Raw genomic sequence first — 21506 nt, forward strand, 5'->3', positions numbered from 1 at the left:
TCAGGCGGCGGATCGGCGGGACGCTTCATCCACCGCCCATTGCCGCTCGCACAGCACGGTGAGCACGGGGCGATGGCTGACCAGGATCATTCCCTGCCCCGTCCGCCGGACGCGCGCATCCAGGCGGCCGGCGACCTCGGCCGCGACATCGGCGTCCAGTCCCTCGCCCGGTTCATCGAGCAACAACCAGGGCGCATCGCCCAGATAGGCGCGGGCCAGCGACAGCCGCCGCCGCTCGCCACCCGACAGCCGCGCTCCATCATCGCCCAGCCATGTGTCGAGCCCGTCGGGCAAGGCCCGCACGACCGCCTCCAACGCTGCATCGCCCAGCGCCTGCCACAGCCGATCCTCGCTCGCGTGAGGCTCGGCGATCCGCAGATTGTCGCGAACCGTGCTCGCCATCAGCGCGGCATCCTGCGGCGCCCAGGCAAAGATCGCGCGCAGGGTCGCGGGCGCGAGATCAGCGGCATCCCGACCATCGATCCCGATCCGGCCCGGCTGTAGGGGACGCAGCCCCAGCAAGCCTTCGACCAATGTCGTCTTGCCGCAGCCCGATGGTCCGGTCAGCGCGATCCGGCTGCCCGGCATGAACCGCTCGCCATCGATGACGAGGATCGACGGGCCGCGCGATCCGATGGCGGAGGGCGCGTCCTCCACCGCATCGAACACCGCGTCGAGCCGTGCCTCCGCCTCGCGAAGCCGTCCGCTCTCGGTCAACGCCCGCAGGATCGGGGCGATGCCATCGACGGTCATCGCCGCCGCCAGCGCCGCGAGCGCGGCGATCGGTGCGCCGGCGCCGGATGAAAACGTCAGGGCCAAGGCCGCCGCCACGGCCACGCCGCTCGCGTGCAACGCCTCGAACCACGCGGCGACCGCCGCCTGCCTGACCTGCGCTTCGGACAGGCGATCGCCCGCCGCCGCGACACGCGCCGTCGCCCAATCCTCCAGCGCGAAGCAACGCAACTCCGCCGCCGCGCTGCCGAGCATCGCCACTTCCTCGCGCAAGGCACCGGTCGCCTGTTGCACCGCGCGGCCGGGCTGCTCCAACCGACCCGCCCCATAACGCGCCAGAGCCCATATTCCCCCGGCACAGGCCAGTGCCGCCCCCATCGTCAGCCATCCGCCGAGCAGCGTCAACACCGCCCCCGATGCCAACGCCGCCACGGCACCCCACGGCCCCGACAGACGGACGAAGCGCCATTCCACCGCATCGACATCGCCGATCAGCCGCGCCGTCGCCTCGCCCCGCCCAAGCGCCAGCGCGACCGAGGGCGGCGCGGCGGTGATCGCGCGATAGAGCGCGGGGCGCAGCCGGGCGAGTGCCCCGAATGCCGCGCCATGGCTCGCCAACCGCTCGCCATAACGCGCGCCGGTCCGCACGATCGCCAGCAAGCGGATCGCGGCGGAGGGCAGCATGTAATTGAACGCCTGCGCCGCGACGATCCCTGCCCCGCCCGCCAAGGCTGCGGCGGCCAGGAACCAGCCCGACAGCGACAGCAGCAGCACCGAGGCAGCAGCGACCAGCGCGGCGCACGCTCCCGCCTGTCGCAAACGGCGGCGCTCCTTGCGACGTTCGGCGGCGATCAGCGTGCGCAAGGTCATGCGGCAGGTCCCAGATGAATGACCCGCGTCGCGATGGCGGCAAGCGCAGGGCTGTGGGTGGCGATCAGCGTCGTACGCCCCCGCGCCGCGCGGGCGATGGTCGCGATCAGCCTGGTTTCGGCACCGGCGTCGAGATGCGCGGTCGGCTCGTCGAGCAGCAGGAACGGGGCGGGGTTGAGAAGCGCGCGGGCCAGCGCGATCCGCCGTCGCTCGCCCCCCGACAACCCGCTCCCCCGCGCATCCAGCGGCGCGTCCAGCCCGCCGCGTCGGGATGCGAGCATCCGGCCCAGCCCCGCCGCCGCGACCACGCGCCGGACCGCCAGGTCATCCGCATGGGTGTAGGCCAGCAACAGGTTCTCGCGGATCGTGCCCGCGACCAGCAGGGGATGCTGCCCCACCCAGCTCGCCTGCCCCGCCAGCGAAGTGAGCGGTACACCGCCCGCCTCGACCGTTCCCGCCGACAGCGGCGCGAGACCCAGCAGCAGATGCAGCACGCTGGTCTTGCCGCTGCCCGACGGACCCAGCAGCGCCACCGTCTCGCCCGCCTCGACACAGAAGGACAGGCCCGAGACGGCGGGCGTGTAGCAGCCGGGATAATGGATCGTCACATCGCGCAAGCTCAGGGGGGCCGCCGCCACGACGGGAACCGCCCGCACCGGCTCGACCAGCGGCATCAGCGTATCGGCGGCCGTATCGGCGCACTGTTTGTCATGATAGGCTGCGGCAAGGCGGCGCATCGGCGCGTAGAATTCGGGCGCCAGGGCCAGCACGAAGAAGGCCCGCGCCAGGGTCAGCGTCTCGGGGGCCGCAAAGGGCAACAGGCCGAGCAGTGAAAAGCCGCAATAGACCGCGACCAAGGCGACCGACAGCGCCGCGAAGAACTCCAGCGCGGCGGAGGACAGGAAGGCGATCCGCAGGACACGCATCGTCCGCTCCGCCAGTTCCTCAGCCGCCGCGCCGATCGCCTCGGTCTCGCGCATCTCGGCGCGGAAGGCCAGCACGACGGGCAGAGCGCGCACCCGGTCGGCGAAACGGGCAGACAGACGATGCAAGGCGATGAACTGTCGTCGCGATTCGTCCGCCGCCGCACCGCCCGCCAGAATCATCGCCGCCACGAAGGGCAGCAGGGTGCCCGCCAGAATGACGGCCGCGACCCAACTCGCGCAGGCCGTGGCCGCCAGGACCAGCATCGGCGCGATGGCGGCGGCCCGGCGTGCGGGCATGAAGCGCGCGACATAGCCGTCCAGCGCCTCGACCGCATCCACCGCCTGCGTCGCCAACAGGCCGCTGTCGATCGGTGTGCCCGCCTGCCGATGGAGCGTGGCGGCGACGACCCGCCGCCGCTGCGCTCGCTTGATCATTCCCGCCCGCGCGGCACCCCGCCGCACGGCCAGCATCGCGAACAGTCCGCGCAAGGCCCCCATGCCGACCATCAGCAGAGCCCAGGGCCACAATGCCCCTCGCCCCGCCACCGCCGCCACGGCCCCCGCGATCCCGCCCGCAAAGCCGACCGCGGCCAGCGTATCGAGAAGCAACAGGCCCACCGCCCCGTCCCGCCCCCCGGCCGCGTCCTTCAACCAGCGGTTCCGCATTCCGGGGGTCGAGGCGTCATGGGCGATCGTCGTCATGGCCCGACCGTCGCCGCGACTGGCCGACCTGTCTTTGACCGCGGTCAATGTCGGCACGGCGCGCCAGGCCTAGCGAGTCGCTCGGCAAGGGGCCGGGGGCGGCTCCTATTATGGAGACATGCTATGGACCCCGGCGTCGTAGACCTGTCGCGACTGCAATTCGCGGCCACCGCGCTTTATCATTTCCTGTTCGTGCCGCTGACGCTCGGCCTGTCGATGATGTTGGTCATCATGGAATCGGTCTATGTCATGACCAACCGCCCGGTGTGGCGCGTGACAACGCGCTTCTGGGGCAAGATCTTCGGCATCAACTTCGTACTCGGCGTCGCCACGGGCCTGACCATGGAGTTCCAGTTCGGCACCAACTGGTCCTATTTCTCGCATTATGTCGGCGACATCTTCGGTGCGCCGCTGGCGATCGAGGGGCTGATGGCCTTCTTCCTGGAGGCGACGTTCGTCGGGCTGATGTTCTTCGGCTGGGACCGGCTGTCGAAGCTCGGCCATCTGATCGTCACCTTCATGACGGCGCTGGGCACCAATTTGTCGGCGCTGTGGATTCTGGTCGCCAATGGCTGGATGCAGAACCCGGTCGGCGCGAGCTTCAACCCCGATACGATGCGCATGGAGGTCACCGATTTCGGCGCGGTGCTGTTCAATCCCGTCGCCCAGGCCAAGTTCGTCCACACGGTGAGCGCGGGCTATGTCTGCGCCTCGGTCGTGGTGCTGGGTGTGTCGGCCTTCTGGCTGTTGAAGGGGCGGTTCGTGCCCATCGCGCGCCGGTCGATGACGGTGGCGGCGGCGTTCGGCCTGGCCTCCTCGCTGTCGGTCGTCGTGCTGGGCGACGAGAGCGGCTATGCGCTGACCGATAACCAGAAGATGAAGCTCGCCGCGATCGAGGCGGTCTGGCACACCGAGCCCGGCCCCTCGGGCCTCACCCTGTTCGGCCTGCCCGATACGGTCGCGCGCGAGACGCGCTACAAGGTCGAAATCCCCTGGGTGCTGGGCCTGATCGCGACGCGCAGCCTGGACGGGACGGTCGCGGGCATGTCCGAACTGGTGCTCAAGGCGCAGGAGCGCATCGCCTCGGGCGTGATCGCCTATGACGCGGTGCAGCAGCTGAAGGCGAACCCGAACGACGTCGCCCAGCGCGCCCGGTTCGAGGCCCACAAGCGCGACCTGGGCTATGCGCTGCTGCTCAAGCGGCAGATGGCCGACCCGCGCGCCGCGACTGCGAAGCAGATCGAGGCGGCGGCCTGGGACACGGTCCCCAATGTCGGCCTGCTCTTCTGGAGCTTCCGCATCATGGCCGCGATCGGCTTTGCAATGATCGCATTGTTCGCCACCGCCTTCATCCTGTGTTCGCTCCGGATGCACATGGATGCCCGCTGGTTCCTCCGCCTCGCGGTGGCGGCGATCCCGTTGCCCTGGGTGGCGATCGAGCTCGGCTGGCTGGTCGCCGAACTGGGACGACAGCCCTGGGCGATCGAGGGTGTGCTGCCGACCTTCCTCGCGACCAGCTCGCTGTCGCGCGGGGCGCTGTGGACCACGCTGGCCGGGTTTACCGCGCTCTACGGCGTGCTGGCGGTGATCGAGGTGCGCCTGATCCTCGCCGCCATCGCACACGGCCCAGAGGAGCGAGACGACCAGCCCGCACCCGGACCGATCCCCGCCGCCACTCCCGTCACCGCCTGAAGGAGGCCAGGACATGTTCGACTATGAGATGTTGCGCCTGATATGGTGGGCGCTGCTGGGCGTGCTGCTGATCGGCTTTGCGCTGACCGACGGGTTCGACCTGGGGGTCGCCGCCCTCCTGCCCTTCGTCGCGAGGAGCGATGCCGAGCGGCGGATGGTCATCAATTCCATCGGGCCGACCTGGGAGGGAAACCAGGTCTGGTTCATCCTGGGCGGCGGCGCGATCTTCGCGGCTTGGCCGTTCGTCTATGCGGTCAGCTTTTCGGGCTTCTACCTCGCGATGTTCCTGGTGCTGGCTGCGCTGATCCTGCGGCCGGTGGGGTTCAAATATCGCTCGAAGCGGCCGGACCCGGCCTGGCGCACCCGCTGGGACTGGGCGCTGTTCGTCGGGGGACTGGTGCCAGCCCTCGTCTTCGGCGTCGCGGTCGGCAATGTGCTGCTCGGCGCGCCCTTCCGCTTGGATGGAGACCTGCGCGCCTTTTACGACGGCACTTTGCTTGGGCTGTTCACGCCCTTCACGCTGGTCTGCGGGCTGTTGTCGGTGGCGATGCTGGTGCTACACGGCGCGGCGTGGCTGTCGATCAAGGTCGAGCATGGTCCCGTCCATGACCGGGCGCGGGCGTTCGGTACGGCGGCGGCCATCGCCTCCATCCTGTTGTTCGCGGTCGGCTTCGCCTTCGTCGCATGGGGCGATATGGGCTATCGGATCGTCGGCGCGGTCGATCCGCTCGGCCCGTCCAACCCGTTGCGCATGACGGCGGAGCAAGCGGGCGGCGCATGGCTCGACAATTATGCGACCTATCCCTGGATGATGGCGCTGCCCGCACTGGGCTTCGCCGGGGCCGCGCTGGCGCTGATTGGTATCCGCAGCGGTCGTGAGGCGCTGGCCTTTGCCGGATCGTCGCTCGCCGCGACGGGGATCATCGCCACCGTCGGCTGCGCAATGTTCCCCTTCATCCTGCCGTCGAGCATCGACGCGCATAGCAGTCTGACGGTGTGGAACGCCTCGTCCACGCAGAAGACGCTGGGCATCATGCTGTTCGTCACGCTCGTCTTCCTGCCGATCGTGCTCGCCTACACCGCCTGGGCCTATCGGGTGATGTTCGGCCGCGTGACGGCGGACGCGGTGCGCACCAATCCCGACTTCTACTGAGAAAGGAACGACCCATGTGGTATTTCTCCTGGGTCCTGGGCCTCGGCCTGGCGATCGGCTTCGGCATCCTCAACGGCATCTGGCACGAATTCCATCTGCCGCACGAGGACGACGTGTCACCGCGACACTGACAGATAGGACAATCCGTCCGACGACAGGGGATCATGGCGGCGCTATAGGGCAAGGCCATGATCCCAAACGACATCTGTGCCGATTGCGCGGTGCGCGACCGGGCCTTGTGCGGCAGCCTCGACGACCGGGAATTGCTCGCCCTGAACGCCATCGGCCAGCGCCGCCGGGTCGCGCGCGGCCAGACCATCGCCTGGGCAGGCGACGAGGCGGTGATCTGTGGCAACCTGCTGACGGGCGTGCTGAAGCTGGTCGCCGCCACCGCCGACGGCCGCGAGCAGACGGTCGGCCTGCTCTACCCCGCCGACTTCTTCGGACAGCCCTATGCGGGCGATGTCGACTTCACCCTGACCGCGCTGACCGAGGCGGAACTCTGCGTCTTTCCCCGCGCCGCGTTCGAGCGGGTGCTGGAAGATCATCAGCGCATGGAGCGCCTGCTGCTCCAGCGCACCTTCGAATCGCTGAACGAGGCGCGCGGGCGGATGCTGGTGCTGGCGCGCAAGTCGGCGGGGGAGAAGCTGGCGGGCTTCCTCCTCGACATGGCGGCACGCGCCGGGGCCAGCGGGTGCCGGGCCAGCCGCGACGGGCCGGTGACGTTCGATCTGCCGCTAACGCGCGGGCAGATCGCCGATGTGCTGGGTATGACGATCGAAACGGTCAGCCGCCAGCTGACTCGGATGAAGCAAAGCGGCGTGATCGGCCTGCCCGGCGGCCGCGCCATCACGATCAGCGACCGTGAGGCATTGGCGGCACGTGCCGAGGCCGCTTAAGCCGCCAAACTTTCCGCCAGCGCATCGACCAGCAGGCCGCGCGCCTCCGGGGTCAGCCGGTGCCCCGCCAGCGCGATGATGGCCAACTGCTCGAAATCGACCGCGCGGCGACATCCGGTGAAGAAGCTGCGCAGCATATGGCCCAGCGTCTCGGGCGCGGCGAAGGCATCCGCCTCGTCAAAGGCCGCGACCATTTCGCGCGCCGCTGCCGCATCCGCCTCATGCCGGTGGCGGACATGGTCGAGGAGCGTGTCGGTGAGCGGATCGGCCCGTCCGTTGGACAGCATCGCCTCCAGATAGACGCCGTCCGCCTGCGCCCCCCGCGTCACCAGCGCCTCCAGCGCCTGCAGGAACAGCGTCATGGTCGCGGCGTCGGGACGATCGGGCAAGGCGTCCGCCATCGCCTCCGCCTGCCCGCACAGCGCCAGCCGACGACGATGCTCCTGGACCAGGCGGATCAGGTCGATTTCCTGAATGACGTGCCAGCGCCGCGCGAACGACACGACGCTGCCTTGAAGCGGGTTGCGATCCATCGCGGGTCTTCTCCTTCGTCCCCCTGATGACGAAGGGCGGTGCACCCCGCATTGACGATGGTCAAAGCACCGGGCCGCAGCCCTCAGCGCTGGCGGGCGAGGTGCCGGTGGATGGTGCTGCGATGGACGCCCAGTTGCCGCGCCGCCGCCGAGACATTGCCGTCATGCGCCGCCAGTGCCGCGTCGATCGCCTCCGCCCGCTCGAAGGCCAGTGGGCGCGCCACCGATAATTCGATGCCGCCGCCCCGAACATCGGCGTCCCAACCACCGATCAGCGTCGCGCCATTCGTCAGGCGCAGATGTCCCCGCGCCGCCTGACCGCGCATATCAAGTAGCTCGCCCAGCGCGGTATCGTCCAACGCCTCCCAGCTGCGCCCGACCAGCGACAGGCCACGGCGATTGGCGGCGACCAACTGCTCGTCGCGGAACACCAATATCCCCTCCCGCGCGGTGCCCAGCATCGCCGCATCGTCGTGCATCCGCAGCACGCGGCAATCGGTGAAACCTGAGCGGAAAAGGCGATGCTCGATCTGATCGACCGCCAGCCGGATCAGACCCAGCGCATGGCCATGGCCATTTACCGACGGGCCCGAAATATCCAGCGCGCCGACGATCGCGCCGCGCGGGTCGAGTACGGGGGTTGCAGCGCAACTCAATACCGCATGCTCGGCAAAGAAATGCTCCGGACCATGGACGGCAATCGGGCGACGCTCGGCAATAGCGGTGCCGATCGCGTTGGTGCCGGTGCTCGCCTCGGTCCAGGACACGCCGGGGCGTAGCGCCACCTGCGCGGCGCGCGACAGGAAGCCGGTGTCGCCGATGCTGTCCAGGATCATGCCGTCCGCATCGGCCAGGATCACGACGCTGCCCGTATCGCGCGCCTCGCCCGCCAGCATCTCCAGTTCGGGGCGGCACAGACGGCGCAGCGACTCTCGCCGCTGGCGAAGCGCAGTGAGGTCGCTCTCGGTCAGCGGACCGCCATCACGTCGCCGTCCTTGCGCCAGGCCCATGTCGGTGCATCGTAACCAGGAGCGCAACACCGGCTGGCGCACGCTTTCCAGCGGCAACTGCCCCTCGTCGAAATAGGCGCGTCGCCCCTGCTCTATTCCGGCGCCGTCCATCGCCGCATCCTTCTCCCACTGTCGCAAGTTGCGACACTGGCGCGCCTTCGCGTTGCGCCATGCGACACATGCTACGCTTAGCCCGCAGAAAGTCCATCATCGCACAGACACTTCGTCGCGGATCGGCTTGTCGTCGGCTGGGGACAGGCAGAGCCTTTGTTTCATACGAAACGAAGGAGAGGTTGCATGACGATCCAGGAAGCCATCAAGGCCCGCACCGCGCCGCTCAAACAACGCTACGCCAATTTCATCGGCGGCCGCTGGGTCGATCCGGTCGATGGGCGCTGGTTCGACAATAGATCGCCGATTGACGGGCAAGTTATCTGCCAGGTCGCGCGCAGTCAGGCGGCCGATATCGAACTGGCGCTCGACGCCGCGCACAAGGCCAAGGACGGCTGGGGCCGCACCAGTGTCGCCGAGCGTGCGCTGATCCTCCACCGCATCGCCGACCGGATGGAAGAAAACCTGTCGCTCCTCGCGACCGCCGAGACCTGGGACAATGGCAAGCCGATCCGCGAGACGACCGCCGCCGACCTGCCGCTGGCCATCGACCATTTCCGCTATTTCGCCGGATGCATCCGCGCTCAGGAAGGCGGGATTTCCGAGATCGACCACGATACCGTCGCCTATCACTTCCACGAGCCGCTGGGCGTGGTGGGTCAGATCATCCCGTGGAACTTCCCGCTGCTGATGGCCTGCTGGAAGCTGGCGCCCGCGCTGGCCGCGGGCAATTGCGTGGTGCTGAAACCCGCCGAACAGACCCCTGCCTCGATCATGGTGCTGGCCGAACTGATCGCCGACCTGCTGCCTGAGGGCGTGCTCAACATCGTCAACGGCTATGGCGTCGAGGCGGGCAAGCCGCTGGCGCAGAACTCGCGCATCGCCAAGATCGCCTTTACCGGCGAGACGACGACCGGGCAGCTCATCATGTCCTATGCGTCCGAAAACCTGATCCCGGTCACGCTCGAACTGGGCGGCAAGAGCCCCAACATCTTCTTTTCCGACGTGGCCGCCAAGGACGACGATTACTTCGACAAGGCCATCGAAGGCTTCGCCATGTTCGCGCTAAACCAAGGCGAGGTCTGCACCTGCCCCAGCCGCGCGCTGGTGCACGAGTCCATTTACGACCGCTTCATGGAAAAGGCGGTCGCGCGGGTCGAGGCGATGATCCAGGGCGATCCGCTCGACCCCGCCACGATGGTCGGCGCACAGGCCTCGCAGGAGCAAATGGACAAGATCCTCGGCTATCTCGACATCGGTCGGGACGAAGGGGCCAAGGTGCTGACCGGCGGCACCCGCAACCGGCCCGAAGGGCTGGAGGGCTGGAGGGCTATTACGTCAAGCCAACCGTGCTCAGCGGCCACAACAAAATGCGGGTGTTCCAGGAGGAGATTTTCGGCCCCGTCGTCTCGGTCGCGACCTTCAAGGACGATGAGGAAGCGCTGCGCATCGCCAACGACACGCTTTACGGCTTGGGCGCGGGCGTGTGGACGCGCGACGGCACCCGCGCCTATCGCATGGGCCGCGCGATCCAGGCGGGCCGCGTGTGGACCAACTGCTACCACGCCTATCCCGCCCATGCGGCGTTCGGCGGCTACAAGCGCTCCGGCATCGGACGCGAGACGCACCGCATGATGCTCGATCACTATCAGCAGACCAAGAATCTGTTGGTCAGCTACTCGGCCAAGAAGCTCGGCTTCTTTTGATCCCGGTCAAAGCGGGGACGGTCGATCACTCCCATCCCCGCTCCATCATCATTCGAGAGGAGAATATCCATGGCCAAGACCATGAAGGCAGCCGTCGTCCGCGAATTCGGTGCCCCGCTCACCATCGATGAAGTCCCCGTTCCCGAGGTCGGCGACGGCCTGATCCAGGTCGCGATCCAGGCGTCGGGCGTCTGCCACACCGACCTGCACGCCGCCGAGGGCGACTGGCCGGTCAAGCCCAACCCGCCCTTCATCCCGGGGCATGAGGGCGTCGGCTATGTCTCGGCGGTCGGCAAGGGCGTCAAGCATATCAAGGAAGGCGACCGGGTGGGCGTGCCGTGGCTCTACACCGCCTGCGGCCACTGCGTGCATTGCCTGGGGGGGTGGGAGACATTGTGCGAGAGCCAGCTCAACACCGGCTATTCGGTCAATGGCGGCTTTGCCGATTATGTCATCGCCGACCCCAATTTCGTCGGCCATTTGCCCGGCAATATCAGCTTCACCGAGATCGCGCCGGTGCTGTGCGCCGGGGTCACGGTCTACAAGGGGCTGAAGATGACCGACACCAAGCCGGGCGACACGGTGGTCATCTCCGGCATCGGTGGGCTGGGCCATATGGCCGTGCAATATGCGGTTGCCATGGGCCTGAACGTCGCGGCGGTCGATGTCGACGACGCCAAGCTCGACCTCGCCCGGCGGCTGGGCGCGAAGGTGACGGTCAATGCCCGGACCGAAGCCGATCCGGCCGCGGCGATCAAGCGCGAGACCGGCGGCGGTGCGCAGGGCGCGCTCGTCACCGCGGTCAGCGAAAAGGCGTTTACGCAAGCCGTCGGCATGATGGCGCGCGGCGGCACGGTGGCGCTGAACGGCCTGCCGCCCGGCGACTTCCCGCTCAACATCTTCGGGCTGGTGCTGAACGGCATCACGGTGCGCGGGTCGATCGTCGGCACCCGGCTCGACCTGCAGGAGTCGCTCGACTTCGCGGCGGACGGCAAGGTGAAGGCGACCGTCTCCACCGCGCCGCTAACCGAGGTCAATGAGGTGTTCGACCGAATGCGCAAAGGCCAGATCGAGGGCCGCGTCGTCCTCGACCTCGCCGCCTGAAACCCCGGCGGGCGGCGGCTTCGGCCCCGCCCGCCGCCTTGGGAGTGACAATGACCGATCGTATCGCCTGCCCTGCCCTTCTTTCGCGTATCACCGATGCCGATACCGCAGCCGCATTGATCCGTCCGGGCGAAACCGTGGCGACCAGCGGCTTCACCGGATCGGGTTATCCCAAGGCCGTCCCGCAAGCACTGGGACGACGGATCGCAGCCCATCATAAGGAGGGGCGCCCGTTCCGCGTCAACCTGTGGACCGGCGCCTCGACCGGACCCGAACTGGACGGCGCACTGGCGGCGGTCGACGGCATCGCCCAGCGCCTGCCCTATAGCGGCGATCCGGTCGCGCGAGAGAAGATCAATCGCGGCGAGATCGACTATCTCGACATGCACCTGAGCCAGGTCGCGCCGATGGCGTGGGAGGGCGTGCTGGGCCCGCTCGACACCGCGATCGTCGAGGTGTCCGGCATCCGCGCGGACGGCTCGCTGATCCCCTCCTCCTCGGTCGGCAACAACAAGACCTGGTTGGACCGCGCGTCCCGCGTCATCCTGGAGGTCAATCGCTGGCAGGATGCGGCGCTGGAGGGGATGCACGACATCTATTACGGCACCCGCCTACCACCGGATCGCGTACCGATCCCATTGGTGCGCCCCGACGACCGGATCGGCACGCCCTATCTCGCCTGCGATCCGGACAAAATCGTCGCCATCGTCGAGACGGACGCGCCGGACCGCAACCTGCCCTTCGCCGCGCCCGACGACACGGCGCGCGCCATCGCCGGGCATATCATCGAGTTCCTGGCCCATGAGGTCTCGCGCGGCCGCCTGCCACCCGCGCTGCTGCCGATCCAGTCGGGGGTCGGCAATATCGCCAATGCCGTTCTGTCGGGCCTGATCGATGCGCCGTTCGAGCCGATGACCGCCTATACCGAGGTGATCCAGGACGGGATGCTCGACCTGCTCGATGCCGGCCGCTTGCGCATGGCCTCCGCCACCGCCTTTTCGCTCAGCCCGCAGGCGGCGGCGCGGCTCAACGCCGACATGGCCGCGTACCGGAACCGCATGATCCTGCGCCCGCAGGAAATCAGCAACCATCCCGAACTTGTCCGTCGCTTGGGGTGCATCGCGATGAACGGGCTGATCGAGGCGGACATCTACGGCAACGTCAATTCCACGCTGGTGATGGGATCGCGCATCCAGAACGGCATCGGTGGGTCGGGCGATTTCGCGCGCAACGCCTATGTCTCGATCTTCATGACGCCCTCGACCGCCAAGGGCGGCAAGATTTCCGCCATCGTGCCGCAGGCCTCGCATGTCGATCACATCATGCAGGACGTGCAGGTGATCGTGACCGAACAGGGCCTCGCCGATCTGCGCGGCCTGTCGCCGCGCCAGCGCGCACGGGCCGTGATCGAACGCTGCGCCCATCCCGATTACCGCCCGATGCTCGCCGACTATGCGATGCGGGCCGAGGGCGGTTCCTATGGCCTCCATGCCCCCGCGCTTCCTGGCGAGGCATTGTCCTGGCATCGGCGCTTCATGGAAACGGGGACGATGCTGCCCTCTTGACCGCGGTCAATGCGGCACGCGTGCCACCGATTCATCGGTACGGCAACCCAGGAGGACACCATGATCGCCGCCGATACCGAGATGCTCGTCACCCGCCACGGCACAGTGCTGCACGTCCGGCCCGCCCGCGAAGAGGACGAGCCCGCGCTCGCCGCCTTCTTCGCGAAGGTTTCGCCCGAGGATCTGCGCTTCCGCTTCCTGACCAGCGTGCGTGTAGTGAGTCACGAGCGGCTGTCCGGCATGATCCGTGCCAATGATGCAACCAGCGAAAGCCTGATCGCCTTTGACGACGGCGGATCGATCGTTGCGGCGGCGATGCTGGCCGGGGACGACATCGCGAAAACCGCAGAGGTCGCCGTCGCCATCCGGCGCGACATGAAGGCGCGAGGTATCGGCTGGACGTTGCTCGACCATCTGGTCGGTCATGCAAAACGAAAGGGATATCACACGATCGAAGCGCTAGAGGATCGCGACAACCAATCCGCCATCACGATCGAGAAGGAAATGGGTTTTATCCCTCATCCAGTCGAGAGCGATCCCATGCTGGTCAGGCTAACGCGCGATATCGTCTGATCGACGCGCGCCGCCTCGATAAGATCCTACCCGAATACGATGCCAATCACCCCTTCTCCCATTGTACATATGAACGCCAAAAGCGGTTGAATTTGACGTTTCCGATCGTATTTACATCCCATCATTTTCAACCGCGTTGGTACAGCGAGTAGGTACAGCGTGGCTGATCGTGAAACACAAAAAGCCCGGAAAACCGCGCCTTTTATGTTTGTGACATCCCTCCCGTAGGGGTCACCAGCCGGTCGCTGGAATGGCGATGTGCGCGATCCGGGATGGGTTGGACAAACGGTAGGCAAGGCGGTTAGGCAAAGTCACGACCCGCGCTCGTCCGAAAACTGGCTGACGGCCTTGGCGATAGCCGCTTCAGCAAGCTGTTCTGGGCGGCATCCGCAACGTAAGTAGCCACCTCCGCATCCCCTTTGCAGCCACCCACAGCCTTCATCTGCTGCTGCGTCGCCTCCACCGCTACCGTCCGCCGAGCGATGGCCTTCCGCAGGCCATGCGCCGCGCATTGCGGCAGGCCCGCCTCGTCGCACCACTCACGCATCTTGTTACCCAGCCCCGCCACAGTGAACGGCTGTCCGTCATCGTTGACCAGATAGCTCGTCAGTTCATGTCAGTTGACGACGACAGGCGGACACCACCCGCCTGGTCCGTCGGACGACATTACCGCAAGCAAACAAGCCGCTTCGGATCGCACATCGTGGCCCGTGATATCTGTGGGAGGGTGTTTATCTCAGCACCCGCAGCAGTCACGCTCAGGACCGCACGAGGCGTCCAGCGGCGAAGTCACGGGCAAGCGCGATGAAAGCTTGTAAGGCCGCCGAGGAATTGCGCCGATTGGAATAGTACAGACACAGCGGTTCAAGCGGCGGCGTCCAGTCTTCGAGGATGCGCACGAGCCGGCCGGCTGCGATATCGTCGCGAACGTCCACTTCCATGAAATAGCCGATCCCGATGCCATTCGTCGCTGCAATCCGCGACAGCGACGCCTCGTCGAGCGTCATCGGTCCCACGACGTCGATCTGCAGCTCCTCGCCGTCTTTCTCAAAGCGCCATTGGAACAGGGCGCCGTTCGGCAAGCGGATGCGCAGGCATGGGTAGCTTAGCAGTTCCTGCGGCACCTGGGGTATCGTCCGGTTTTCGAAGAAGGCGGGTGACGCCGCGACGGCCATGCGGCGAACTTGACCTAGCGGGATGGCGATCGCGTCGCTCGGCACCAAGTTAGCGCTACGCACCCCCAGATCGAAGCCCGCTGCGACGACGTCGACCAGCCGTCCCTCGGTGACGAGATCGATATGCACCTGCGGGTAACGCCGTAGATAGGCCAGGACGAGAGGCGCCATGATTTCCCGCGCCGCGGTCGCAAAGGCGTTGATGCGTAACGTGCCCGATGGCACCTCCTGCTGCGAGCGTGCAGTGTTCATCGCCTTCTGGATGTCTTCAAGCGCAGGCTTGATCTGCGCGACGAAAATCCGCCCGGCGTGCGTGAGCGAGACGCTGCGGGTGGTGCGGTTGAACAGCCGCACCGCCAGCTCGCGTTCGAGCTTGCCCACCGCGTTGCTGATCGCGGTCGTCGACAGGCCGAGGTCGAGCGCCGCCGCACGGAACGAGCCACACCGGACAATGGCGAGCACCGCCTCGAGTTCGATCAGCGATTGACGACCCATTATCCCGTTTTCCGTGACACGCTATGCCGATTTGTCTCAATTATCACTTGGAATGTCCATCGCTAGATCGGGGTCATCACCAGCGAGGAGATGACCATGTCCATGGACTTACCCAGCCCCATCGCCGATTATGTCGAGGCGAACGCCCGCCTTGATGTCGACAGCATGTTGACGCCCTTCCAGCCCGACGCCGTCATCATTGATAACGGCAAGCGGTTCGAAGGACGGCCGGCAATTCGGCAGCTGCTCGAAGACGACGTGATCCCGGTGAAGGCGATCTTCACGCCCGACAGTGTCCGCGAAGAGGGCGGCGCCGTCGTCGTCGAAGGTCCCGCGCACGGTGACTTCCCGGGCAGTCCGCTCCGCTTCACCTACCGCTTCCAGCTGACGAACGGTGCCATCGAGACCTTGGAGATCACCGTATGAGCATCACGATCGATCCCACGGAATTCGCCGGCAAGCGTGTGCTTGTCAGCGGGGGAACCAAGGGCCTCGGCCGCGCGACCGTCGAGCGCTTCCTGGCCGGCGGCGCACGGGTCATCACGGCCGCGCGGGCCATCAAGGATAGGATCGATGGCGTCGACTACGTCCAGGCGGACCTGACCACGCCTGACGGCGGCGCGGCGTTGGCCAGGGAAGCGCTCGAGCGGCTGGGCGGGATCGATATCCTCGCTCATGTCGTCGGTGGTTCGGCCTCGCCGGCTGGTGGCTTCATCGCCTTGACCGACGAACACTGGCTTGCCGAGCTGAACCTGAATTTATTGGCAACCGTCCGGCTCGATCGCTTGCTGATCCCGCAGATGGTCGAGCGGGGCGACGGCGTTGTGGTACACGTCACCTCAATCCAGTCCGTTCTTCCGATGCCGGATTCGACGACCGGTTACGCCGCCGCGAAGGCTGCGCTTCGGACCTATAGCAAGTCGATCTCTAAGGAGCTCGGGCCGAAGGGTGTGCGGGTCAACGCCGTGTCGCCCGGCTGGATCATGACGGACGCCACAGGCGACTTTCTCGCCATGCTTCAGGCAGCCAACGGCGGCACGATCGAAGACGCCCGCCGGTCGGTGCTCGACGCGCTGGGTGGGATTCCGATCGGCCGGGGAGCCGAACCTGAGGAGGTGGCCGACCTGATCGCCTATCTCGCCGCCGACCGCGCCGCCGCGATCCACGGCGCAGAGTTCGTCATCGACGGCGGGACGATCCGCACCGTTTGACCGTCTGGTCGTTGCTCGCCCCCTACGGCGAGTGACGGCCTACGCTGTCTTCGCCCTGACCCAGTTATGGTCATTCAGCTTCGTCTCGCAGCTTATGCCGAGCGGACGTTTATTCCTGAGTCAGGCGGCAGCGGCGGCTCACCATATACCAAGCGCATGATGAGCGATTACAAGACACGACCGCTAGCAGCTTCCACTTCACACTTCAGATCGCTGATCGTAACTGTGCTATCGGCATGGGCGGCGGGCGAGCGGTTCGACAACGCAAAATGGACCGCGATGGTCACCGCAGAACCCGGCGCCGACGCGCGAGGTCGTTTCGATCGGCCGATCCTCCACGGCACCGACACACTCGATCCGCGCAGCGACATGTTCGGGGCATGCTTCAGGCGGCCGGCGACGACGTTCGACAAGAACGCCAAGGCGATTGCCGGCTATCGTTGGGTCCGTACGCCAAGCATCCCCGACCTGCGGCCCTAGGCGGCATCCCGCACGAGGCTGACCTGGTTGCGGCCGGCGCGCTTGGATCGATACAGCGCTTCGTCCGCCTCGGCGAGCAGGGCGGCGAAGCCCTCGCCCGCGACATCGCCGCTGGCGACGCCGATGCTGGCGGTGACGGGCGGCAGATCGCCGAACCGGCCCCATTCGCTCCGCCGGTGGGTCAGCACCGCTTCCTCGACCGCCGCACACACCCGGTCCGCCGTCTGCGCCGCGACGGCCAGCGAGCGGCCCGGCAGGACGAGCAGGAATTCGTCACCGCCCAGCCGGGCGAAGCGCGAGCCCGGACCGCCCACTTCGCGCACCGCCGCGGCCACCAGCTGGAGCGTGCGATCGCCCTCGGCATGACCCATCCGATCGTTGAGCGCCTTGAAATGATCGAGGTCGATCAGGATCAGCCCGGCGCGCCCCGTCATCCGCGCCCGCAGCCGATCGAGGCCGGTGCGGTTCAGCGCGCCCGTCAGCGCATCCTCGGTGGCGAGGCGCAGCAGCGCGCGCTCGGCCCGCTCGGCCGCGACCAGCGTCGGCAGGTTACCGCGCATCGGCCAGCAGGTGGCCAGCGCCATCGCCATCCAGATATTGTTGATGAAATCGAAGTGCGCATTCATGCCGAGCGCGAACGCCGTCGAGAGGCTGCCGCGGCCGAAGCCGATCACGGCGGTCAGGACGAAGGTGCCGCCAAGCATCCAGGCGGTGCGGAGGCGCTCGTTCCGAGCCAGACGCAAGGCCGTCACCGCGGCCCAGATGTCCGCGATCATCATCGTATAATCGATATAGGCGATCCGCTGCAGGCGATGCGCGGGATCATGCGACAGCAGGGGCACCAGCGAGACGGCCAGAAGCGCGGCGACCAGTCGCGGCCAATGGGGATTGCGCCCGGCCAGCAGCCGCACGCCCTGCGTCACCAGCACCGCCCCGCACAGCGACAAGATGGCGCCGGCGGAAACGCGAAAGGCGCGATCGAGGGCCGGCAAGTCGAAGACCGCCATGCCAATGCCCAGCATGACATAGCCGCCGCCCCAGAAACTCCGCCAGCCTGCCACGCCCTCGCGCGTGCCCGAGGCCAGCGTGACGACCCCTGCGACGATCGTGAACAACGCCGTCAATACGTAGATTGTCATTTGATCGAGCGGCAATCGTCTGCTCCCATGCCTCGTCACGCACGCGTTACCCGATCCAGGTTAATCAATCCTGCGTGGGCGCGAGCGTCGACCGGCGCGCGATCCGTCCGGACGGACGATCGGCCGTCGGCGGCTAGCTTCTGGCAGCTTTCCGACCGCAGAGACCCACAAATGCTCATCCGCAGCCTATCGCACGCGCATGCTATGCCACATTCGTTCGAGCTTCAGGTAGCCGCCCTTGCCGGCCCCCCCCGCTCCGGCAGCATTCCGAACCCCGGCGGCCCCGCGGCGTCGAACGAACAAATCCCGTTGACTCTTAATTCTACATATGTTGTCATTCGGCATGGCACGGAACAGGCAACCCTCGAAACAGATGCGCCTCCTTCTCGCGGTCCTGTCGCAGCAGCGCAGCGAATGGCGCCACGGTTATGACCTGCTGAAGGACACGGGGTTGTCGTCGGGCACGCTCTATCCCCTCTTGATGCGGATGAGCGACAACGGGCTGGTCGAGGCCGAATGGCGCGAGCCTGCGCAACCCGGGCGCCCGCCCCGCCATGTCTATCGACTGACCGCGAACGGCTTCGCGCTGGCGATGGAACTGGCCAGCGGCGACGCAGCACTTTCCGGCAAGGAGATGCTGGCATGAGGATGTCATTGTCCCAGGCGATCATGGCGGTCGCCACCGCCTGCATGGGCGAGGACCGTCAAACCTGGTCCCAGGCGATGAAGGCCGAATACCATGCCGCAGCCGCCGAGGGGCAGGGACTATCCTTTGCGGCGGGCTGTTTCGTTGCGGCGTGGCGGGAAATGTTGGGCAGCGCGACAGGGCGGTTCGTCCTCACCAGCTATGCCGTCGCGCTGGGCATCATGGTTCCGATGGCCACGATCGAGATCGGCTGCGCGGTCTTGGGCTTCCCCTATCTCTATCCCGACCAGCATGGCCTTCCGGGTGCGCTCCTCGTCGGCGGTTCCCATGAGGCGTTGCTGCGGCCCACCTATCTGGGAGCCATTCCGGCAATGGCGTTCATTCAACTCATGGCAGGGGCCGGGCACCTGCGGCTCGCATGGTCGCTGCTGGAACGCGACTGGTCCAGCGCGCTTCGCTGGTCGCTGTGGACGCTGGCCGGAATGACCACGCTCGTCATCTTCATGGGTGTGTTCTTCCTCGATAGCCGTCAGGCGTTGATGCAGGGCTGCGTGGTCGGGATCGAACTGGCCATCCTCCTCGTCATCATGCGTCGGCACGCCGAGCTTCACCGCTTCGCTCCAACCGAGCATCCCGGCTGATCCTCTAGCCGACGAAAAACGGACGATCGGATGCGAAGCTTCGGGGTCATGATCCCGGAGACGGTGAAGGCGCGCCTGCGCTGCCCACCACAGCCATTGCCCACGCTGAGGCGATGCCTCGGCTATCCATGGAGAGGTTGCATGCTGCGTTTGCCTTTACATCGCTCGACTATATTTCTGGCGGCTGCCGCGACCATCGCGGGCCTTGCCAGCGAAGCCGTCGCCCAACCGGAAAGCGCTCGATCAGAAGCAGCAGCGCCGTCGCCTTTCATGGGACGATGGGAACTGGACCTGACGCGCATGCCCAGCACCTACGGACCGCCTCCCAGGCGGGTCGTCTACAGCTTTCAGGACATCGGTGAAGGCAAGTGGCGGATGGTCGTCGACATCACCGGTCAGGACGGCCACGTCCGGCACATGGCGGCATCTTATCGTCCCGATGGAACGATGGCGCCCAGCGAGGGAGAAACGAGCGAGGCGGACAGCGTGGCCGTCATGACGCCGACACCCAATGTGCTCGTTCTCAATATCGCGAAGGCGAAGAGGCTGGGATCGGTGCGCGTCTACATCGTGTCGGCGAACAGCAACGAAATGACCGAGTCTGCAGCAGGCCTCACCGACAAGGGAGAGCCGTTCGTCCGCAACTTCCACTACAAGCGATTACGCTGAAGTACTGGCTGCGACGCCGGCCCGACCACCCAAGTGGGCGACAGGGTCGGAGTCGGCGACCAGCCGTCTGAACCGCGCGCCGGTTCGTCAGAGCGGCATCGATCACAATCATCCGTCTTCAGCCGCGTGCGTGCCACGCCACGGAGACTGTCGGCCCTCATACAAAGGCAAAGCCATGAAACGATCATGGGTGCTGAACGCACTTTTGCTGTCCGCCTGTGCAACGCCCCGCACGACGCCGCATCCACCTCCTGACATGGTGGTGCGCTACGCCGACCTCGCGCTCGAGACCTCGGCTGGGCGGACCAAGCTCGTGGAGCGCGTAGACCGGGCGGCTCGAGACTTCTGTGCTGCCTACGACCCGCAGGACGACACTGCGATCTTTGACCCGCATCTTGCCAGCGCTCGATACTGCCCCGGTTATGCGATCCTTTTGTTCATGAACAAAGCGCCTGCTTCCGTGCGCCGCGCGTATCGTGAAGGTGTCGGCAGCAAGTAAACCGGTAAGAGGTGCTTCAGATCGCGAGCGAGCAGCGATGCCAAGGTTTTCGGATGGGATATTTTACAGAAATCAAAGGCGGTCATGGCCTTTCAGGGCTCAGCATTTCACCTTTTCGCGCTCTATTTTTGGAGCTTCGGACTTATAGCAAGTGCGTCAAACACAGAAATCCGTCCCCCTCCGATTTATGGAACTAGCGAGCTTCGGGATGCCATGCCAATCCGCCAAGCTGCGAGCGATCCTTTTCGACGATAATCAGAGCTAATACCAATGACGCTCTTTCCGCCTTTCATGCTGAAAAACGCTTTTGCCCTAATGAAGAAAGCCGTTTCATTGCATCGGGCACCTGAAAGTGAGCGTCCCGATTTCCGAATGTCCGGCGAAAGAAGCGTCTCACGAGAAGGCAGCTGAGGGCGAAAGTGGCAATCCCAATTATCTTCGGTGCCTTGGAGGTCCCGCCCCCCCACGCCGTAGCTCCCATTGCAATACTTGACTCCATCAACTATTCTAAGTCAGCATGGCGGATATGGAAGATGCAGACATAACCGCCATCCGCCGGTTCAACCGCTTCTACACGCAGACGATCGGCGCACTCGATGCGCGGTTTCTTGGGACCGAGGCGACCCTGCCCGAGGCGCGGCTGCTGTTCGAGATTGCGACGCGCGAACCCGTCACCGCGACCGTGTTGCAGGATGCGCTCGACATGGACGCGGGCTATCTGAGCCGCCTGGTTGCGCGCTTCGAGAAGCGCGGCTGGATCGCGCGTGTGCGGCGGGACGACGATGCGCGCGCGCGCGGCGGATGCGATCTATGCGGCGATCTAAGCAGAGGCCACGCCGGCACCACGCGCGGTGCTCAGGCTTATGCATAGCGCCGAGCCGGCTTGATCTCCCCTATTATCGAGAATGTCGCCCGCGCTCCGCATTTGCCAAGCGACACGCCGCGAAATGTGTGCAGATAGCCACCACCGCCCTT

The 21506-nt window shown here is 66.3% G+C and carries 20 protein-coding genes and 2 pseudogenes; 16 read left to right on the forward strand and 6 right to left on the reverse strand.

Features of this window, described 5'->3' with window-relative positions; all coding sequences use genetic code 11:
* Positions 1–1602, reverse strand: a complete 1602-nt coding sequence (locus tag SPHME3_RS0114985) for an amino acid ABC transporter ATP-binding/permease protein (RefSeq protein ID WP_017978500.1) — start codon at positions 1600–1602, stop codon at positions 1–3.
* A complete protein-coding gene (gene cydD, locus SPHME3_RS0114990; protein WP_020486466.1) occupies positions 1599–3230 on the reverse strand; it encodes a thiol reductant ABC exporter subunit CydD in 1632 nt (543 codons plus the stop codon). The genes SPHME3_RS0114985 and cydD overlap by 4 nt, the downstream gene beginning before the upstream one ends.
* Before the next feature lie 123 nt (positions 3231–3353).
* On the opposite strand from cydD, the gene SPHME3_RS0114995 reads away from it, so the two are divergent.
* From SPHME3_RS0114995 to SPHME3_RS0115010, 4 genes are read left to right on the forward strand one after another with little or no spacing between them, the layout of a single operon-like run.
* Entirely contained in the window at positions 3354–4922 is a 1569-nt protein-coding gene (locus SPHME3_RS0114995) for a cytochrome ubiquinol oxidase subunit I (protein ID WP_017978498.1), read from the forward strand.
* A gap of 13 nt (positions 4923–4935) precedes the next feature.
* A complete protein-coding gene (cydB, locus tag SPHME3_RS0115000) occupies positions 4936–6075 on the forward strand; it encodes a cytochrome d ubiquinol oxidase subunit II (RefSeq protein ID WP_017978497.1) in 1140 nt (379 codons plus the stop codon).
* Between the two features lie 14 nt (positions 6076–6089).
* A complete protein-coding gene (gene cydX, locus SPHME3_RS20805) occupies positions 6090–6206 on the forward strand; it encodes a cytochrome bd-I oxidase subunit CydX (protein WP_017978496.1) in 117 nt (38 codons plus the stop codon).
* A 57-nt stretch (positions 6207–6263) separates the two neighbouring features.
* A complete protein-coding gene (locus SPHME3_RS0115010) occupies positions 6264–6974 on the forward strand; it encodes a Crp/Fnr family transcriptional regulator (RefSeq protein ID WP_017978495.1) in 711 nt (236 codons plus the stop codon).
* Here the strand turns inward: SPHME3_RS0115010 and SPHME3_RS0115015 are convergent.
* Positions 6971–7507 (reverse strand): hypothetical protein, encoded by a 537-nt coding sequence (locus SPHME3_RS0115015; RefSeq protein WP_017978494.1) that lies wholly within the window; start codon positions 7505–7507, stop codon positions 6971–6973. The two genes, SPHME3_RS0115010 and SPHME3_RS0115015, sit on opposite strands and share 4 nt — an antisense overlap.
* Positions 7508–7590: 83 nt before the next feature.
* Complete coding sequence (locus tag SPHME3_RS0115020) at positions 7591–8628, reverse strand: sigma-54-dependent Fis family transcriptional regulator (RefSeq protein WP_017978493.1); 1038 nt, start codon at positions 8626–8628, stop codon at positions 7591–7593.
* A gap of 186 nt (positions 8629–8814) precedes the next feature.
* Between SPHME3_RS0115020 and adh the strand changes: the two are divergent.
* The 4 genes and pseudogenes from adh (at position 8815) to SPHME3_RS0115040 (ending at position 13576) form a co-directional block, all read left to right on the forward strand.
* Positions 8815–10334 (forward strand): annotated as a pseudogene (gene adh, locus SPHME3_RS20185) (aldehyde dehydrogenase).
* Between the two features lie 69 nt (positions 10335–10403).
* Entirely contained in the window at positions 10404–11438 is a 1035-nt protein-coding gene (gene adhP / locus SPHME3_RS0115030) for an alcohol dehydrogenase AdhP (RefSeq protein ID WP_017978491.1), read from the forward strand.
* A 50-nt stretch (positions 11439–11488) separates the two neighbouring features.
* Positions 11489–13003: an acetyl-CoA hydrolase/transferase family protein gene (locus SPHME3_RS0115035; protein ID WP_017978490.1), complete on the forward strand. Its 1515-nt coding sequence runs from the start codon at positions 11489–11491 to the stop codon at positions 13001–13003.
* Between the two features lie 60 nt (positions 13004–13063).
* Positions 13064–13576 carry a GNAT family N-acetyltransferase gene (locus SPHME3_RS0115040; RefSeq protein WP_017978489.1) on the forward strand — a complete coding sequence of 171 codons (513 nt, stop codon included), beginning with the start codon at positions 13064–13066 and terminating at the stop codon, positions 13574–13576.
* Positions 13577–14334: 758 nt separating this feature from the next.
* Here the strand turns inward: SPHME3_RS0115040 and SPHME3_RS0115050 are convergent.
* Complete coding sequence (locus SPHME3_RS0115050; RefSeq protein ID WP_017978487.1) at positions 14335–15246, reverse strand: LysR family transcriptional regulator; 912 nt, start codon at positions 15244–15246, stop codon at positions 14335–14337.
* Positions 15247–15342: 96 nt separating this feature from the next.
* Here SPHME3_RS0115050 and SPHME3_RS0115055 point away from each other — a divergent pair, with 96 nt between their 5' ends.
* The 3 genes from SPHME3_RS0115055 (at position 15343) to SPHME3_RS21130 (ending at position 16937) form a co-directional block, all read left to right on the forward strand.
* Positions 15343–15672: a nuclear transport factor 2 family protein gene (locus SPHME3_RS0115055; protein WP_024310518.1), complete on the forward strand. Its 330-nt coding sequence runs from the start codon at positions 15343–15345 to the stop codon at positions 15670–15672.
* A complete protein-coding gene (locus tag SPHME3_RS0115060) occupies positions 15669–16457 on the forward strand; it encodes an SDR family oxidoreductase (RefSeq protein WP_017978485.1) in 789 nt (262 codons plus the stop codon). Before SPHME3_RS0115055 ends, SPHME3_RS0115060 begins: the two co-directional genes overlap by 4 nt.
* A gap of 66 nt (positions 16458–16523) precedes the next feature.
* Positions 16524–16937 carry a hypothetical protein gene (locus SPHME3_RS21130; RefSeq protein ID WP_145957863.1) on the forward strand — a complete coding sequence of 138 codons (414 nt, stop codon included), beginning with the start codon at positions 16524–16526 and terminating at the stop codon, positions 16935–16937.
* Here the strand turns inward: SPHME3_RS21130 and SPHME3_RS0115070 are convergent.
* Complete coding sequence (locus SPHME3_RS0115070; RefSeq protein WP_156487367.1) at positions 16934–18091, reverse strand: GGDEF domain-containing protein; 1158 nt, start codon at positions 18089–18091, stop codon at positions 16934–16936. The two genes, SPHME3_RS21130 and SPHME3_RS0115070, sit on opposite strands and share 4 nt — an antisense overlap.
* Positions 18092–18449: 358 nt before the next feature.
* On the opposite strand from SPHME3_RS0115070, the gene SPHME3_RS0115075 reads away from it, so the two are divergent.
* The 5 genes and pseudogenes from SPHME3_RS0115075 to SPHME3_RS0115095 all read left to right on the forward strand — a co-directional run.
* Entirely contained in the window at positions 18450–18722 is a 273-nt protein-coding gene (locus SPHME3_RS0115075) for a PadR family transcriptional regulator (RefSeq protein ID WP_017978482.1), read from the forward strand.
* A gap of 2 nt (positions 18723–18724) precedes the next feature.
* Positions 18725–19363: a hypothetical protein gene (locus tag SPHME3_RS0115080; protein WP_156002612.1), complete on the forward strand. Its 639-nt coding sequence runs from the start codon at positions 18725–18727 to the stop codon at positions 19361–19363.
* Between the two features lie 141 nt (positions 19364–19504).
* Positions 19505–20032 carry a hypothetical protein gene (locus SPHME3_RS0115085; protein ID WP_145957861.1) on the forward strand — a complete coding sequence of 176 codons (528 nt, stop codon included), beginning with the start codon at positions 19505–19507 and terminating at the stop codon, positions 20030–20032.
* 175 nt (positions 20033–20207) lie between these two features.
* Positions 20208–20531 carry a UrcA family protein gene (locus tag SPHME3_RS0115090; RefSeq protein ID WP_081609126.1) on the forward strand — a complete coding sequence of 108 codons (324 nt, stop codon included), beginning with the start codon at positions 20208–20210 and terminating at the stop codon, positions 20529–20531.
* Between the two features lie 526 nt (positions 20532–21057).
* Positions 21058–21327, forward strand: a pseudogene (locus SPHME3_RS0115095) (MarR family winged helix-turn-helix transcriptional regulator); the annotation flags it as partial.
* Positions 21328–21506: the final 179 nt, after the last annotated feature.

The sequence above is a fragment of the Sphingomonas melonis DAPP-PG 224 genome (genome assembly GCF_000379045.1).
GTDB classification, from domain to species: domain Bacteria; phylum Pseudomonadota; class Alphaproteobacteria; order Sphingomonadales; family Sphingomonadaceae; genus Sphingomonas; species Sphingomonas aquatilis.

Bases quoted from the DNA above. Each gene is read 5' to 3' on its own strand.
- SPHME3_RS0115080 (WP_156002612.1), top strand. From the start codon at position 18,725: ATGTCATTGTCCCAGGCGATCATGGCGGTCGCCACCGCCTGCATGGGC.
- SPHME3_RS21130 (WP_145957863.1), top strand. From the start codon at position 16,524: ATGGTCATTCAGCTTCGTCTCGCAGCTTATGCCGAGCGGACGTTTATT.
- SPHME3_RS0115035 (WP_017978490.1), top strand. From the start codon at position 11,489: ATGACCGATCGTATCGCCTGCCCTGCCCTTCTTTCGCGTATCACCGAT.
- SPHME3_RS0115040 (WP_017978489.1), top strand. From the start codon at position 13,064: ATGATCGCCGCCGATACCGAGATGCTCGTCACCCGCCACGGCACAGTG.
- SPHME3_RS0115090 (WP_081609126.1), top strand. From the start codon at position 20,208: ATGAAACGATCATGGGTGCTGAACGCACTTTTGCTGTCCGCCTGTGCA.
- SPHME3_RS0115010 (WP_017978495.1), top strand. From the start codon at position 6,264: ATGATCCCAAACGACATCTGTGCCGATTGCGCGGTGCGCGACCGGGCC.
- adhP (WP_017978491.1), top strand. From the start codon at position 10,404: ATGGCCAAGACCATGAAGGCAGCCGTCGTCCGCGAATTCGGTGCCCCG.
- cydB (WP_017978497.1), top strand. From the start codon at position 4,936: ATGTTCGACTATGAGATGTTGCGCCTGATATGGTGGGCGCTGCTGGGC.
- SPHME3_RS0115075 (WP_017978482.1), top strand. From the start codon at position 18,450: ATGCGCCTCCTTCTCGCGGTCCTGTCGCAGCAGCGCAGCGAATGGCGC.
- SPHME3_RS0115050 (WP_017978487.1), bottom strand. From the start codon at position 15,246: ATGGGTCGTCAATCGCTGATCGAACTCGAGGCGGTGCTCGCCATTGTC.
- SPHME3_RS0115055 (WP_024310518.1), top strand. From the start codon at position 15,343: ATGTCCATGGACTTACCCAGCCCCATCGCCGATTATGTCGAGGCGAAC.
- SPHME3_RS0115085 (WP_145957861.1), top strand. From the start codon at position 19,505: ATGCTGCGTTTGCCTTTACATCGCTCGACTATATTTCTGGCGGCTGCC.
- SPHME3_RS0115060 (WP_017978485.1), top strand. From the start codon at position 15,669: ATGAGCATCACGATCGATCCCACGGAATTCGCCGGCAAGCGTGTGCTT.
- SPHME3_RS0115015 (WP_017978494.1), bottom strand. From the start codon at position 7,507: ATGGATCGCAACCCGCTTCAAGGCAGCGTCGTGTCGTTCGCGCGGCGC.
- SPHME3_RS0114985 (WP_017978500.1), bottom strand. From the start codon at position 1,602: ATGACCTTGCGCACGCTGATCGCCGCCGAACGTCGCAAGGAGCGCCGC.
- cydD (WP_020486466.1), bottom strand. From the start codon at position 3,230: ATGACGACGATCGCCCATGACGCCTCGACCCCCGGAATGCGGAACCGC.
- SPHME3_RS0114995 (WP_017978498.1), top strand. From the start codon at position 3,354: ATGGACCCCGGCGTCGTAGACCTGTCGCGACTGCAATTCGCGGCCACC.
- cydX (WP_017978496.1), top strand. From the start codon at position 6,090: ATGTGGTATTTCTCCTGGGTCCTGGGCCTCGGCCTGGCGATCGGCTTC.
- SPHME3_RS0115020 (WP_017978493.1), bottom strand. From the start codon at position 8,628: ATGGACGGCGCCGGAATAGAGCAGGGGCGACGCGCCTATTTCGACGAG.